This window comes from Paenibacillus segetis (assembly GCF_014639155.1).
In the GTDB taxonomy this organism is placed as follows: Bacteria; Bacillota; Bacilli; order Paenibacillales; family Paenibacillaceae; genus Fontibacillus; species Fontibacillus segetis.
In genome coordinates this window covers 107,979-122,155 of sequence record NZ_BMFT01000003.1, presented here as the reverse complement: position 1 = coordinate 122,155, position 14,177 = coordinate 107,979, and the positions used below count along the sequence as shown (strand labels likewise).

Genomic DNA, 14,177 nt, shown 5'->3' with positions numbered 1-14,177 from the left:
ATTATGCCAAACAGAAGAAATAAAGCAACTGGAAGACAGAGAATCCTCAGGGGTTTTTCTAGAAGGAAAACAGAAACAGGCGCCTTGGATTTCCAAAGGGGATATGATGCAGGATATGCTCGTGGTGTCTTGTCGGGCCAGCAATCCTTCGGTTCTTATTTTGATGGGACTAGTATTATTATTCCTACTTTTAATCAGAGGGAATTACTGCTCCAATGTATCGAAAGTATTGAGGCATATACCACATCACCCTATGAAATCATCGTGGTGGATAATGGCTCCAAGGATGGAACAGTCGAGGAACTACAGGCCAGAAGGGGGACCATCCGGGTCGCGGTGCATCCGCAAAACTTAGGGTTCGCAAGAGCCATTAATACCGGACTCATGATGGCTAAAGGTCTTACGATTGTTCTGCTTAATAATGATATTTTGGTAACAGAAGGCTGGTTAAGCAATATGCTGCATTGTCTTAATGCTAACCCAAGTGTTGCGGCTGTAGGGCCAGTAACTAATTATATAGGTGGCAATCAGCAGATCGATGTTCCTTATGCTGGCGTTATTGGAATGCAGGAGTTTGCTGCAACTCATAATACCATGGACCCGCAGAAATGGCGAGATACCGATAGATTGGTTGGGTTCTGTCTATTGTTTAATCGTAAAACTTTCGAAGAGGTCGGATATTTCGATGAAGGATATGAGTTTGGTAATTTTGAAGATGATGATTGGATTATACGATTGCGACTTCAAGGCAAAAAATTGAAAATTGCAGGAGACACATTTATCCATCATTTTGGCAGTATTACAATGAAGGGCCTTGGTATTGAGGGATACACTAGAGTGAATGATCAGAACGAGACTTTTTTTACGGAAAAATGGGGAAATGTATACAAATTACTACAGACGCTACCGGAACGAGTTCTAACCGATGGAGCAAAATCGGTAGAATTTTTTCCTACTCATACATGGATTAGAGGGTTATCAAACCGAATGTATTGGCTTGAACACGGTGTGAAATACCCAGTAAATCAGGAACTAATGGAAGGTAATGAGAGAGAAACGGCTGTAAGACTGTCTGTAATTGACCTATTACAAATTCCTACTGGACCGCAGCGGACTGAGATAGCGGAGCTCATTCGCAAGGATGACTCGTACGAAGGAATGCTATTTCGGGGTGAGGACAGTAGTATTTACCAAGTGGATCAAGGCAAACGGCGTGAAATGATCTCATCCTATGCGGTTCAATCTTGGGGGTTGTCGCTTAGGGAAGAGAAGGCATGGTTATCCGAGGCGGCTAAACTTCCGGTAGGTTTACCTATCATGCCTGCGTCACGATTGAAATCGGATGATTTATAAATTGTATTTGCACATGTAACGCCAGTCTTTACTTTGGCATATGTTGAAGTAGGCGGTGCTGAATATCTGACTTTTTGAACACACACTTTTAGGAGGAATAAGAGTGGAGCAGAAAATTACAGAAATCATTGTCCATATGTCCCACTCCCACGGGCAGATGGCACGAGTGATCGATGCTGAACGCCAAATTGCTGTTCGTATGGCACAAATCGTGCATGGCATACCTGATTCTACTCCGGGTTTTGAAGGTACGGACGGACTAATTGAGAATGCAGGACGTGTCAATAAGAGCGTAATCTCATATTTAAATGCCATAGCCGATCTTCAAGAAGCGATGGCCGAGAACTTAGGCTTCGTGATGAAAGAGATGAACAACCCGGATGAAGAGTAATCACACCAAAGCGGGGATGATGACATGAGTAGGGAGCAGGCATATTTGAACATGTTGGGTGCCGCCGCCCAAATACAATGGAACGTGGCTATGATTCTGGAAGCGAAAGCCGTAGAAGCGGAGAAAGTACGTAATTGGATACTAAATCATGTACATGAGGATTGCTATGAGGATCATGAGAAGCAGTTAACTAATCCTCTTGAAATACATGAACAGTTGGTGGAAGTGCTAGAGGGATTGACCAAGCTCCAAAATGGGCTTTGCAGCAATCTCAAGACACTGCTTCCATCTGAGGAGGAATCCAGCGGGGGGGGGGCAATGGGTGGACTATTTGGTGGGGACCTAGATTTAGGGGATTTGGGCAAATGAATACCGAATTATTAGGCGGTGAGGTGGCCAAACATAAACTGATCGATTCCATCGCTAAGAGCCAAATGGCGTTAGCCCGAATTTTGAATAGTCTGGCTGATATGTCGGACCATTCCATCGACACAGCGCGGCATTTATCACAGAACATTGAAATTCTAGCAAAATATCAAAACGCGATGGCTCGAAGTGTGTGTGGGATTTCTCTGCATCGCGTTCACTATGGAACTCCTTCATCACCATGGATTACAAAATCATGTTATAAAGCAACTGATGCAGCCCAAGGAGTACAGGAGGATGTTAGGTAATGATAAAAAAAAAGGTTCGGAGAAGCAGCCGGACGAAATCGAAGAAAACGAAGGTTACCTCACTTAAAAATAGACGCAAATTGTCTCTGAAACGGAGACGAAAGCTGGGTGGTAAAAAACTTGGTGGAAAAGTTCTGAACCGTCGTCGTCTTCGTAGGAGACGGCGGATTAACCGTCGGTCCGTGCGACAAGTTCCAAAACAAAAGACACCTGCGCTTTCTTTAGAAGGTAACCCTGCCCCTGCATACCAGCATGCTTATAATGAAGCATACCAGCAGGGCTTTAATTCTGGATTTAATAAAGGCCTTGAAGACGGGCATAAGCTAGCGTATCAAGCGCAGGTTTAGATAACATACTAGAATGCTCAGTGTATAGCGAGCCTCCTTTTCCGATGTGTACCCGGGATGAGGTTTCGCTTATTTTGTTGTGTATACATATTCATTAAGGTTATTGGCCTTCAAAGGCATTCACACAATTTTCCAACCTACGGGGTAGTCGTCCATGATGCACTTGCCCCCCAAGCATATATTTATAGGGACCTAGGAAATCCACATAGATAGGATGAATGCTTTGAAGAGCGTAAAGGAGAAAAATATCAACTCCAATGAGGATTATCGTGCCGGATATAAAGAGGGCTATCGTTATGGTTGTTGCAGCGCAGTTCTCTCACGAATTCCTCATTTTTCGCCCGCTATACGTAACCTGCGTGTTCTTTATGTGACCCAAGGGTTTGAGGGGATTGACGGCGGAGTGTCAGAGGCCCTCAGAAAGCTGGTACATGTCTGCATTATCGCTTCCCCGGAATCGATGCTACAGGAGGCAATGAATCATCGTCCTGATCTCTTATTAGTAATGAACGCACTACATGTATTTCCCCCGGATCATGCGGAGAAGATTAGTCAAATCAAGCAGATGGGAATTCACACAGCCGTGTGGTTTGTAGATGATCCGTATTTTAGTGATGATACGGTCTCGTTGTCTCTTCAATACGATGAGGTGTTTACCCATGAACTGGGATGTGTATCTTTTTATCAGGAAATAGGATGCTCTCATGTTCATTATTTGCCGCTTGCTGCTAATTCAGAGATGTTTCGTCCGCTTCATGTAGCTCCAGAGTACCAGAATGATATTTGTTTTATTGGAAACGCCTTTTGGAACAGGGTAGAGTTGTTCGAACAGCTTGCTCCGTATCTGGAGGATAAGAAGGTAATGATTGCTGGGGGACATTGGGATCGCTTGGAACATTGCAGTCAGTTGTCCTCGGCTATAAGACATGGCTGGATTCCGGTTGAGGAGACGGTGTCATATTACAATGGTGCTAAGATCGTCATTAATATGCATCGCCCTACTACGGCAGGGCAAGACAATCGAAACAGCATTAATTTAGGGGGAAGATCAATTAATCCCCGGACCTATGAAATCAGTGGCTGCGGAACGCTGCAAATTACGGACCTCCGGGAGGATCTAATTTCCTATTATCGCCCAGGCTACGATATAGAGACGTTCATAGATGCAGCAGAGCTTCAAAGTAAAATTGATTATTATTTGAATCACGAGGAAGAACGGCAATTGATTGCTTGGCGCTCGCTGTGGACGACACATCAGTATCATACGTATATCGATCGGTTAAGTCGTTTGTTAGACATGATTTCGATTCATTAAATCGATGTGAAGAATACCTGAAAATAAGGAGTGACAGCATGTTTAATTTAGAAGGGATAAAGACTCCGGCCCCCTATCGTGGGTATGAAATTAACGATCCCAGACGTACTGGATGGGATGCTGGCCTGAGAGATGGATTTGATGAGGGATATATGAGAGGCCGTGCCAACGTCATCGTAAATACACCCAGACCTCCTGCACCGATTAGGCAAATCAAGGTTATGTATGTCGGTTCGGGAAAGGGACTACCGTATTCGCCGATTGATGAAGCGGTTATTGCAACGTTACAAACGATGGTTACCGAATTGACGATTGCAGAGAGAGGCCAATCTCTATTGGAACTAGCGGCTTCGACCTATCCAGACTTGATGCTGGTACTTGACGGTATAGAGATACCGTTAGAGCAGATTGATGCTGTGCGCGCGATGGGAATTAGAACCGCAGTTTGGCTTACGGATGACCCTTACTACACAGATGTAACAGTTCCGATGGTAACACATTACGACTATGTATTCACATTAGAACGAAATTGCATTGATTTATATCGGGCACAAGGTGCAAGCAATGTCTTTTATCTACCGTTTGCAGCCCATCCGGGTCATTTCCGGCCAACATTTACTCAGTCGCCGATCCGAAGAGATCTAAGCTTTATAGGTTCAGCCTATTGGAACAGGGTTAACTTTCTTCAGCCTATTATAGGAAACCTTATGAATAAAGGATTGCACATTAATGGGATCTGGTGGGAACGTCTTCCTGAATACGGAGCTTATCCGGGGCAGATTGAGATTGGAAAATGGATGGGACCAACAGAGACAGCTGAAGTGTACAGTGGGACGAAAATTACGTTGAACATACATCGCTCGCCATATGACGAATTAGTCAATCAAAACCAATCAGGTATTACAGCAGTTTCTCCGAATCCCCGGACTTTTGAAATATCCGCCTGCGGTACACTCCAATTAGTAGATGCACGTGAGGATTTGGCTTCGTTCTATATTCCAGGACAAGAAATCGAAACGTTCAATAGTCCGGAAGAATTGTTAGACAAGGTGGATTTTTACTTGACTCATGAGCAGGAAAGAAGGGATATCGCACTTCGTGGTTTGGAAAGAACCTTCCGTGAGCATACGTACGAGAATCGAATCAATGAATTGCTTTCCCATATTTTTGGATAATCACAAAGGACAATTTTAGGAGCTGAAGTGCTCCTGGCAAACGATGCTGAGGTGACGGATGATGTCGGATGGGAAGAAGCTGATGCTTTTCTCGCACGTATGTAATACCCGAAATATTACGGGAGCTGAGAAATTACTGTTCTTTATCGCCAGAAAGTTGTCTGCTCACTTCGAATGTACAATTGTGGCCCCCAATGAGGGACGGCTAACTCAGTTAGCACGTGGTAGCGAGTTGCGTGTAATTATTATGGAAACTCCCATGATATATGGGATGTGTTTTCCTTATGAAAACCTAATTCAAGACGTAGAAGACATGGGTTCAAATCATGCTACAGCCAAAATGGTAGCTCTGCTCAAAGAAGAAAATCCTGATTACGTATTCGTGAATACTTGCGTAAATGTTATTCCGGCTATGGCAGCGAAACATCTTGGAATCCCTGTGATATGGCATATTACAGAAATTGTGCAAAATAACGGATTCATCAATAATTCTGTGTGGATCATCAATAAGTATAGCGATTGGATATTGGGAATTTCTGAATCTACATTAGCCCCATTCAAGGATAGTCCAATGGAAGAGAAGTTGAGCTTACTCTACCCTTCTTGGGAAAGTGGAGAATTTCAACCTGCTCATTGGCCAAAATTAAGACGGCGCAAACGATGGGAGTGGGGTATCAATCCAAGGCAAAAGGTGATTGGATATATTTCTTCATTTCTCGTTAAGGATAAGGGTCCAGAACACTTTGTTAAAACAGCGATAAGTATTGGGAAACAGTATCCAGAGTCACGATTTGTAATCATTGGCGCTAAAGTAGACCGCAGCTTCTATCGTTCGTTAAAGCAGAGTGCGAAGGATGCTGGACTTAGTAAACATTTTATTTTTATTGAGTGTGAATTGAGTATCGAGGCCGCCTATTGCGCGATGGATATCGTTATTGTCCCTAGCCTTCTAAACGAGGGATTTGGAATGACAGCGATGGAGGCGATGATCTTTGGAAAACCTGTAGTTGCCTATGCTTCTGGAGGACTTAAGGAAATATTGGAGTCTACAGGGTCCGGGGACTATCTTGCTCCTACTGGAGATATCGAAGTATTAACGGCCAAGGTTTCTGGGTTACTACAATCCACAGACATGATGGAAAAGGTCGGCCTGGAGAATCAGATCCAGGTGGAGGCAAAGTTCGGCTCATCTGTCTATGAAGACAGATTCATGCAGTTTGTGGAATGCATCTATCAATTGAAGGGTAATCAGATACCTCTAACGGTAGTTCAATTGCTTCCTACCAAACACGATATTGCTTCACCAGGTATAGCGACTCGCAAGAAGCGAGGACGTGAAAGACGTATACGTATTACAAAGAAGCGGTTGAGACGTCGCCATAGTGGGAAGCGCCGCGTCGTCCATGCGCGTAAGTCATCCCATAAAAAACTAATCCGCCGTTCTGAGAAACTTGCTCGTTCTCGGAAACAGGTGCGTCGTCGTTCCAACTCAACGCGGCAGGGAGTGAGAATATGAAAATCATGACCTTACTAGGCACACGCCCGGAGATCATTCGCTTGAGCAGAATTATTCCTCTACTAGATAGATACGCAGGTAGACATATTCTGGTGCATACGGGACAGAACTTTACTTCAAGTCTCAGCGGCATTTTCTTTCAGGAGCTGGGACTTCGGCAACCAGATTATATTCTTCAGGATCGGCAGACTACGCTTGGAGGACAGCTGGCTGCGATGTTCTCCCAAATGGAACAGATATTAGAGAAGGAACAGCCAGATCGTGTGCTCCTCTTGGGTGACACGAATAGTGCCTTATGTGCAATCCTGATAGAACGGATGGGAATTCCCGTTGTGCATATGGAGGCAGGTAACCGCTGTTTCGATCTGGAGGTTCCAGAAGAGAAGAATCGTAAAGTTATCGATGCAATTTCTTCTATTAATATGTCATATACGATACAGAGCAAGCATCATTTAATCGCTGAAGGAGTTCACAGTCATAGAATTGTACTGACCGGGAATCCCATTTATGAAGTGATGCAACATTATGAGCAAGAGATTTCAAACAGCGATATTCTGGAACGATTGGGGCTTCAGAAGGGAGATTATTTCTTAGTCACAGCACATCGTGCGGAAAATGTAGATCGACCAGAGCATCTTCATGAAATCATGGGTGGATTAAACAAAGTTGCAGAGACCTTCGGTCGTAGGCTTATTTGCAGCATTCATCCGCGCACGAAGTCCAAAATAGCGGATCATCTTCGTATTGAGATGCATCCTCTTGTTGAATTCTACAAACCTTTCGGGTTCTTCGATTTCGTTAAGATGGAACGTCACGCATGTTGTGCTTTAAGTGATAGTGGCACTGTTCAGGAAGAGTGCTGCATTATGCATGTACCAACGGTGACGTTGCGTCGTACGACTGAACGCCCCGAAACGGTAGATTGCGGTAGTAACATCGTATCCGGAGTGGATGCGAATAGCATAGTAGAATCGGTTGCGATTATGAGCGAAATGCGTCGTGATTGGGAGTGCCCAGAAGGATACTTGACTCAGGGTGTATCGGAGAAGGTTGTTAAATTTCTGCTTGGAGGGAACTGGAATGTTTGAGAATAAACGCATATTGGTGACCGGCGGTACCGGTTCATGGGGACACGAATTGATCGCACAGATGCTTCCCCAGCAACCTCAAGAAGTTATTATATATTCCCGTAACGAATCCTCCCAAGTAGCAATGAGTCGCCAATTTGAAGATGAACGACTCAGCTTCTGCATCGGAGATATCCGCGATAAGGAGGCGCTCACAAGAGCCTGCCGGGATGTGAATTATATATTTCATCTAGCCGCATTGAAACATGTTCCAGTCTGTGAAGATCAGCCTTATGAAGCATTAAAGACGAATGTCATTGGAACCCAAAATGTGATTGAGGCGGCTATTGAAAATGATGTGGAAAAAGTAATTTATATTTCTACAGACAAGGCAGCGAATCCGTCGAACTTCTACGGAATGACCAAAGCGATCGCTGAGAAGCTGATCGTCTATGCGAATCTGCTCCGCAGCGAGACTCGGTTTGTTACGGTCCGCGGAGGAAATGTACTTGGGACGAATGGAAGTGTAGTCCACTTATTTAAGGATCAAATTCGGCAGAAAGGCCAAGTATCGATTACGGACTTTAACATGACACGATTTTTCCTAACTCTACGTGATGCTGTTACTTTGTTGTTCAAGGCTTCGGAGGAAAGCGTGGGCGGAGAGATCTTCGTAATGACCATGCCAACCTGCCGTATCGTGGATCTGGCAGAGGTATTGATTGAAGATGCAGGTGTCCTGAATGTCAAGCTGGTGGAAAGGGGAATTCGTCCAGGGGAAAAAATTCATGAAATATTAATGAGCGACTATGAAAGTCTTACCACGGTTATATACGACGAGCAGTACCTGGTCATCCTGCCGACGCTTAATATACCTGGGCTCAAGGATCGTTATAGTACTTACCCTCCCGTTTCGTTCAGCAGCTTCAGTTCCACCGATCATCTAATGTCAAAAGAAGAGATTCGGCACATTTTGCGGCGTGGGGGGTTTATATCTTGAAACTGCTGATCCTAGGCGGGAACGGTATGGTCGGTCATATGCTAGTCGATTACTTCAAGCGAAAATCCCAGCACACTGTCTTCTATACCACTCGTGATATTCACGATCACGGTGCGCTGTTTCTTGACGCTTCGGACAGTTTGATGGTCGAGGAAGTGATTGAGACCGTTAGACCAAAGGTGATTATCAATGCTATTGGTGTACTAAATCAATTTGCAGAGGAAGATAAGAATAACGCTTATCTAATTAACGGATTTCTTCCTCATCGACTGCAGCGTGTGGCTAATTTAATAGGTGCAAGGCTTATTCATATTAGTTCGGATTGTGTCTTTGCAGGAACCCGTGGCGGATACAGAGAAGATGATGAGCCTGACGGAAGTAGTATATATTCGCTCACCAAGGCGCTCGGAGAGGTTCGGGCGCTGGGGCATGTCACGGTCCGCACCTCTATTATTGGCCCTGAGATTCGCACAAGTGGTATTGGCCTGATGCAATGGTTCTTGAGCAGTAAAGGACAGGTGAGCGGCTATCGGAATGTGTTGTGGAATGGTGTTACGACACTAGAGTTAGCCAAGGCAATCGATATTTTGTTGGATTCTCCTATTTCAGGCCTCATCCATCTCTGCCATCACATGGCGATCAGTAAGCATGACTTATTATCATTGTTTCAGAAAATATGGGGTCTATCGGAAATCACCATTGTTCCAAGTGATGAACCATTCCAGGACCGGACTCTCATTTCGTCCCGCAGCGATTGGAGATATAATGTTCCGCATTATCTTGAGATGCTGAAGGAGCTGGAGATATGGATGAAAGAAGATTCCTACAGAACCGTGTGATTCTGATTACGGGTGCCTCCGGTTTTACCGGAGGTCATGCATGCCGGTATTTCGCTACTGAAATGGGCATGCATGTGGCCGCACTCGTGCGTAAAGAGGTGAACTTGCCTGCGATAGACGGAGTTCACTATTATTCCTGCGATTTACATGATGGACAGCAGCTTCGCGCAGTAGTGAAGGAGATAGCTCCTGATTATGTACTTCATTTAGGGGGCAGAAATTCAGTCTCCGAATCATGGGAGATTCCACTAACGTATATGGAATCAAATGTAATGTCTACGTTGTACTTGCTTGACGCACTTCGGTCTTTTCCTTCCTGCCGGATCCTTATTGTTGGTTCGCGGTTATCCTTCCAACTATCCACATCTTCTTACCGTTCGCCTCATCCTTATAGCTTAAGTAAAAGTTTACAAAAGATAGTTTCCTGCTCGTGGAAGGAATTGTTTGGTCAATCTATTATTTTGGCTGAACCGTCAAATCTCATTGGTCCGGGTCCTTCAACCGGACTCTGTTCTCTTATGGGCAAGCGTATCGTTCAGGTAGAACAAGGAGGGACAAGAGAGCCATTCCTAATATCTTCTCGGAGTGATCGACGCGATTTTCTTGATGTACGTGATGCTGTCCAGGCATATGGAATACTGCTGAGCAATGGATTAAGCGGTGAAGTGTACCCGATATGTTCGGGGACGGAAAGAAGTTTGGAGGAAATGACTAAGATGATGTTGACGATCGCAGGAAGCGACCTCGCTGTCTTATGGGGTGAGGATGATCCGCACTTGTCAGAATCTAAGAGTACCCCTATTCGCGCGGAATTCATAGAACACCTGGGCTGGAAGGCGCGTATCTCGAGCCAAGTTTCATTAACCGATATCATTTACTATTTTCGTGCTATGAAAGGAGAGGTTTCATGAGGCCAATGGTTACGGTGGTCATTCCTTTTTACAATTGTCCGTATGTGGATCAGGCCGTTCGAAGCGCTCTTGAGCAGTCTTACAATCCTATTGAGATTATTGTGGTAGATGATGGTTCAACACAATTTGCCGATCGGCTTGCTCCATTTCATCCCTATATTCACTATCTAGGAAAAGCGAATGGTGGCACAGCTACTGCGCTTAATCATGGAATTAGACACGCTTCAGGGGAGTATATTGCATGGCTGAGCTCTGACGATATATTTTACCGGGATAAGATTCATAATCAAGTACATTTTATGCAGGAGCAGCAAGCCTTAATTTCTCATAGCAACTTCAATTACATTGATGCCCACAGTGAAGTAACCAAATACGCTGCAGCACCCCTATCGGTCCTTCAAAGTGTAGTTGATTTTTACCGTTGTTTTTTGAATGCAAACCCCGTCAATGGATGTACCGTTATGATCAAAAGGGATCTTTTTAATACGGTCGGTTTATTTGATGAGTCTCTGCCATACACTCATGATGTAGACTTCTGGTACAGAGTTATCCAGCGTGGGTTCAACTTTCCATTCTTAAATGAATCACTTGTCGGATATCGTTGGCATGAAGCTATGGGAACACTAATCCACAAAGAGAAAATAAATCACGAATATGCATGTACTCAGGCACGATATCGTGACCCACTTATGCAAATAATTTCACAATTGTACATTGGATAGAGACAACTCCAAGCGAATTAGAATAAACGCCAAGCCGATGAACATCGAGGGCTTAGCGTTTATTTATTTTCGTTAAGATGTCGGCGAAACGTCTTTCATAACAAAATCATATAATAAATCGTATAATTCCATAAGTCTTGGAAATAAATCTAGACTTCTGATTTCCTCCGCCTCCACTTTCGACTGCGCTGTTGGTATGCTGTTTCTATCAAGAATGTTGTCAGGTAACGGCATGAAGATATCTGCTTTTATTGAGAGCATATAACTGAGTCTTTCAAGTACAACGAGTATAAATTGATAGAACACGTCATATTTCTCAGTATAAATGGCTCTCAATCTTAAAATATCGCTCAAATACTCATTTACGAGGACTATTTCCCTTCGGTGTGGTATCATGTCGAGCACCATTAACCGAATTTCCGGACCCGGATGCAAGTGAACGAATTTCAAAAAATTTCTATGTGATTGCTTCAAGTTATCTCTCGGTCTTGGATGCTCCTGATGATAATTGACCACTTCATCATCATGGACAAAATATGCCCCTTTCTTATACAACCGAAAACCAAGTTCCCAATCCTCCCACCCATATCCCTCGAATTGCTCATTAAAATATCCGGACTTTTGTAATAATGATTTGGGTAAAGAGACATTACTTGTAATAAAATTCATCCAACTGTAGTGAAAATCGTTAAAATAAGGTCCGTGTTTAGCAAGAATTCCATCAAAATAATCGTAACCATAACTTATAGGATCGAGCTGCGTCCGGTCGCTCATTATTTCAATTGGAAGTAATTGAATTGCAGTTCGATCTACATGGATGAAATGGCTGACCATTGCTTCAGCAGACGGATGCTGTTGATATAAACTTTGCATTTGTGAAATCTGGCCTTCCGAGTAACCGGGATCTGCCACCGTATAGATCTGTCTGACTTTCATGCTTCCCGAAACAACCAAGGGTTTTCCTTCTTGATGATGGCGCATATGCTTCTCGATGAGGTCGGGGGGACAAAGCATCTCGGCATCAAGAAATAATAAAACGGATCCAGATGATAGGCTCATACCTATATTTCGGATTTTGGCCCTTCCTACCGGTTCTTCAAGTCGAACGAATTTAATTGGAAACTTGGGATTTAAATAGTTATGAAGCATATTGGGAGTTGAGTCTGTGGAACCGTCATCCAAAAAAACAACTTCCATTTGATCAGCAGGATATGTCTGCTGTTCTAAAACCCGCAAGGCGAAATGATTTAACGGAAAGCGATTATGGGAAGGCATAATCACGCTAACCTGGATATTCTTTTTCGAGGAGTTTGCTACCAACGTTCCAGAGCATGGATTCCAATGCCAATACAATCCCGGTTCATGTCCTTCAAGATCTACCGTCATGAAATCACGGATTTCAGCTGCAGTTCTAGCTGTGCCCCATAACCTTAAATGCGCTACGCTTCCTATAAAATGACCGTAGGGATGTCCTCCTACAGTTAAAGAAGGGTAAATATGGTTATATTGGCTGGGTAGACCTCTCTTTATAAAATCACCATTTATATAAAGACTTGGAGTTTTATTTTCATAAACGACTGCAACATGCTGCCAGTCTGAGAATGAATAGGGATATACCAGCTTGGAGGGCATATAGTCGACGGAATGTTCGTGGATGGAAATTCCGTTGGTTCCGACCGCGATTCCAAAACCGGCATTTCCAGGAAATCTGAAATCAGGATGAATCAAGTACCTCTTCCCTGTCACACCGTTTATCCCATTCTCTTGTTCAAAATCCAGCGTCTGTTCTGCTTCCGCTTTAACCCAAAACTCATATGTGAACGTATCGAACAATTCCCATATGGTTTTTTGAAACGTAATGGTTTCGTTTCCGCTAAAACGTAAGGCACCAAGTTCAATCATTGTGTCTCCCCCCGTGTCTGACTTCGAACCTATTATTATAAACAAAGATTGAATGGTGGATTGTTTCCTCTCTTAAATTCACGTTGTTACCAACAATGCTATTCTCAATAACGCAGTTATAGAGTTCTGAACCGTCTTGGATTGAAACATAGGGTCCAATTATCGTATTTGTCAGACGACATTTTTCTCCAATAATAACAGGGCCGATCAACGTACAGTTCTCTATCCATGTTCCATCACTCACATTGATTTTGGTTCCAAGCTCCATCTCCAGTAGTTTCAAGTTAGAAAGAAGCCATCGCTCCGGGGTACCAACATCCATAAACCACTCATCTGTAATGGTAAAAGCGACAGGGTATCCTTGGTTAATTAGCCATTGAATCGCATCCGTTATTTCATACTCTCCACGTGGTGATAATCCAATTACTTTTTGAGTTTCAAAAATAGTTGAATGAAATACATATACCCCTATAACGGCTAAATTACTTTTAGGGCTCTTAGGCTTCTCTTCCAAGCTTATGATTTGATTTTCTTTAACCTCAGCTATACCGTATTCTTGTGGATTTTTAACCTTGCTCAGATAAATGGCGCCTTGATTGCCGTGGAAGCTTTGAATCAGTGGTAACAGTGAACCGCTAAAGACGTTATCCCCAAGCAACATAACAAAATCGTCCTTACCTATAAAGGATTGGGCTTGAAACATCGCATGAAGAATGCCAAGTGCTTTTTCTTGATAAAGGATTGAAATGTTTTTTTGTGATGGGTGCTGTTGCAAATGCTCCACTATTTGATGTTGGGAAGGGTTTATAACAACGGCAATTTCATGAATTCCCACATCAAACAATTGATCTATACAACGGTCTAAAATAGTTTTATTAGCAATCGGCAAAAGTGTCTTTGGAATGGAGTCAGTAATTGGCTTAAGCCTAGTGCCTCTACCGGCACATAATATGATGCCTTTCATT

Annotated in this window: 15 protein-coding genes; 13 read left to right on the top strand and 2 right to left on the bottom strand. The window is 43.5% G+C overall.

From position 1 onward, the window contains the following. The first annotated feature begins 3 nt into the window (after positions 1-3). The 13 genes from IEW05_RS19815 (at position 4) to IEW05_RS19755 (ending at position 11,310) form a co-directional block, all read left to right on the top strand. The gene (locus IEW05_RS19815) at positions 4-1,353 is read left to right on the top strand and encodes a glycosyltransferase family 2 protein (RefSeq protein ID WP_188541611.1); all 1,350 of its coding nucleotides are present in this window, start codon (positions 4-6) and stop codon (positions 1,351-1,353) included. Between the two features lie 103 nt (positions 1,354-1,456). Beyond that, a complete protein-coding gene (locus tag IEW05_RS19810) occupies positions 1,457-1,744 on the top strand; it encodes a nucleoside-diphosphate sugar epimerase (protein WP_188541610.1) in 288 nt (95 codons plus the stop codon). A gap of 24 nt (positions 1,745-1,768) precedes the next feature. Next, the gene (locus IEW05_RS19805) at positions 1,769-2,113 is read left to right on the top strand and encodes an alpha-helical endospore appendage domain-containing protein (RefSeq protein ID WP_188541609.1); all 345 of its coding nucleotides are present in this window, start codon (positions 1,769-1,771) and stop codon (positions 2,111-2,113) included. Then, positions 2,110-2,418, top strand: a complete 309-nt coding sequence (locus tag IEW05_RS19800; protein ID WP_188541608.1) for a hypothetical protein — start codon at positions 2,110-2,112, stop codon at positions 2,416-2,418. Before IEW05_RS19805 ends, IEW05_RS19800 begins: the two co-directional genes overlap by 4 nt. Then, a complete protein-coding gene (locus IEW05_RS19795) occupies positions 2,418-2,765 on the top strand; it encodes a hypothetical protein (protein WP_188541607.1) in 348 nt (115 codons plus the stop codon). Before IEW05_RS19800 ends, IEW05_RS19795 begins: the two co-directional genes overlap by 1 nt. Before the next feature lie 223 nt (positions 2,766-2,988). Further along, positions 2,989-4,080: a CgeB family protein gene (locus tag IEW05_RS19790; protein ID WP_229753562.1), complete on the top strand. Its 1,092-nt coding sequence runs from the start codon at positions 2,989-2,991 to the stop codon at positions 4,078-4,080. 38 nt (positions 4,081-4,118) lie between these two features. Then, positions 4,119-5,255, top strand: coding sequence for a CgeB family protein (locus IEW05_RS19785; protein WP_188541605.1), 1,137 nt, complete (start codon positions 4,119-4,121; stop codon positions 5,253-5,255). 82 nt (positions 5,256-5,337) lie between these two features. Continuing rightward, positions 5,338-6,771, top strand: coding sequence for a glycosyltransferase family 4 protein (locus tag IEW05_RS19780; protein WP_188541604.1), 1,434 nt, complete (start codon positions 5,338-5,340; stop codon positions 6,769-6,771). Further along, positions 6,768-7,859 (top strand): non-hydrolyzing UDP-N-acetylglucosamine 2-epimerase, encoded by a 1,092-nt coding sequence (gene wecB, locus IEW05_RS19775; RefSeq protein ID WP_188541603.1) that lies wholly within the window; start codon positions 6,768-6,770, stop codon positions 7,857-7,859. Before IEW05_RS19780 ends, wecB begins: the two co-directional genes overlap by 4 nt. Further along, on the top strand, positions 7,852-8,838 hold the full coding sequence (locus tag IEW05_RS19770; protein ID WP_188541602.1) for a polysaccharide biosynthesis protein: 987 nt from the start codon (positions 7,852-7,854) through the stop codon (positions 8,836-8,838). Before wecB ends, IEW05_RS19770 begins: the two co-directional genes overlap by 8 nt. Continuing rightward, positions 8,835-9,677 carry an SDR family oxidoreductase gene (locus tag IEW05_RS19765; RefSeq protein ID WP_188541601.1) on the top strand — a complete coding sequence of 281 codons (843 nt, stop codon included), beginning with the start codon at positions 8,835-8,837 and terminating at the stop codon, positions 9,675-9,677. Before IEW05_RS19770 ends, IEW05_RS19765 begins: the two co-directional genes overlap by 4 nt. Further along, the gene (locus IEW05_RS19760) at positions 9,644-10,588 is read left to right on the top strand and encodes an NAD-dependent epimerase/dehydratase family protein (RefSeq protein ID WP_188541600.1); all 945 of its coding nucleotides are present in this window, start codon (positions 9,644-9,646) and stop codon (positions 10,586-10,588) included. The genes IEW05_RS19765 and IEW05_RS19760 overlap by 34 nt, the downstream gene beginning before the upstream one ends. Beyond that, complete coding sequence (locus IEW05_RS19755; RefSeq protein ID WP_188541599.1) at positions 10,585-11,310, top strand: glycosyltransferase family 2 protein; 726 nt, start codon at positions 10,585-10,587, stop codon at positions 11,308-11,310. The genes IEW05_RS19760 and IEW05_RS19755 overlap by 4 nt, the downstream gene beginning before the upstream one ends. A 72-nt stretch (positions 11,311-11,382) precedes the next feature. Here IEW05_RS19755 and IEW05_RS19750 read toward each other — a convergent pair whose 3' ends face one another. Then, complete coding sequence (locus tag IEW05_RS19750; RefSeq protein ID WP_188541598.1) at positions 11,383-13,212, bottom strand: glycosyltransferase; 1,830 nt, start codon at positions 13,210-13,212, stop codon at positions 11,383-11,385. Then, positions 13,205-14,176 carry a sugar phosphate nucleotidyltransferase gene (locus IEW05_RS19745; protein ID WP_188541597.1) on the bottom strand — a complete coding sequence of 324 codons (972 nt, stop codon included), beginning with the start codon at positions 14,174-14,176 and terminating at the stop codon, positions 13,205-13,207. Before IEW05_RS19745 ends, IEW05_RS19750 begins: the two co-directional genes overlap by 8 nt. Between the last annotated feature and the right edge of the window lies 1 nt (position 14,177).

What these genes read in the sequence shown, in the direction of transcription:
- IEW05_RS19780 (WP_188541604.1), top strand. Translation starts at nt 5,338, where the DNA reads ATGCTTTTCTCGCACGTATGTAATACCCGAAATATTACGGGAGCTGAG.
- IEW05_RS19750 (WP_188541598.1), bottom strand. Translation starts at nt 13,212, where the DNA reads ATGATTGAACTTGGTGCCTTACGTTTTAGCGGAAACGAAACCATTACG.
- IEW05_RS19755 (WP_188541599.1), top strand. Translation starts at nt 10,585, where the DNA reads ATGAGGCCAATGGTTACGGTGGTCATTCCTTTTTACAATTGTCCGTAT.
- wecB (WP_188541603.1), top strand. Translation starts at nt 6,768, where the DNA reads ATGAAAATCATGACCTTACTAGGCACACGCCCGGAGATCATTCGCTTG.
- IEW05_RS19800 (WP_188541608.1), top strand. Translation starts at nt 2,110, where the DNA reads ATGAATACCGAATTATTAGGCGGTGAGGTGGCCAAACATAAACTGATC.
- IEW05_RS19760 (WP_188541600.1), top strand. Translation starts at nt 9,644, where the DNA reads ATGGATGAAAGAAGATTCCTACAGAACCGTGTGATTCTGATTACGGGT.
- IEW05_RS19805 (WP_188541609.1), top strand. Translation starts at nt 1,769, where the DNA reads ATGAGTAGGGAGCAGGCATATTTGAACATGTTGGGTGCCGCCGCCCAA.
- IEW05_RS19770 (WP_188541602.1), top strand. Translation starts at nt 7,852, where the DNA reads ATGTTTGAGAATAAACGCATATTGGTGACCGGCGGTACCGGTTCATGG.
- IEW05_RS19745 (WP_188541597.1), bottom strand. Translation starts at nt 14,176, where the DNA reads ATGAAAGGCATCATATTATGTGCCGGTAGAGGCACTAGGCTTAAGCCA.
- IEW05_RS19815 (WP_188541611.1), top strand. Translation starts at nt 4, where the DNA reads ATGCCAAACAGAAGAAATAAAGCAACTGGAAGACAGAGAATCCTCAGG.
- IEW05_RS19785 (WP_188541605.1), top strand. Translation starts at nt 4,119, where the DNA reads ATGTTTAATTTAGAAGGGATAAAGACTCCGGCCCCCTATCGTGGGTAT.
- IEW05_RS19795 (WP_188541607.1), top strand. Translation starts at nt 2,418, where the DNA reads ATGATAAAAAAAAAGGTTCGGAGAAGCAGCCGGACGAAATCGAAGAAA.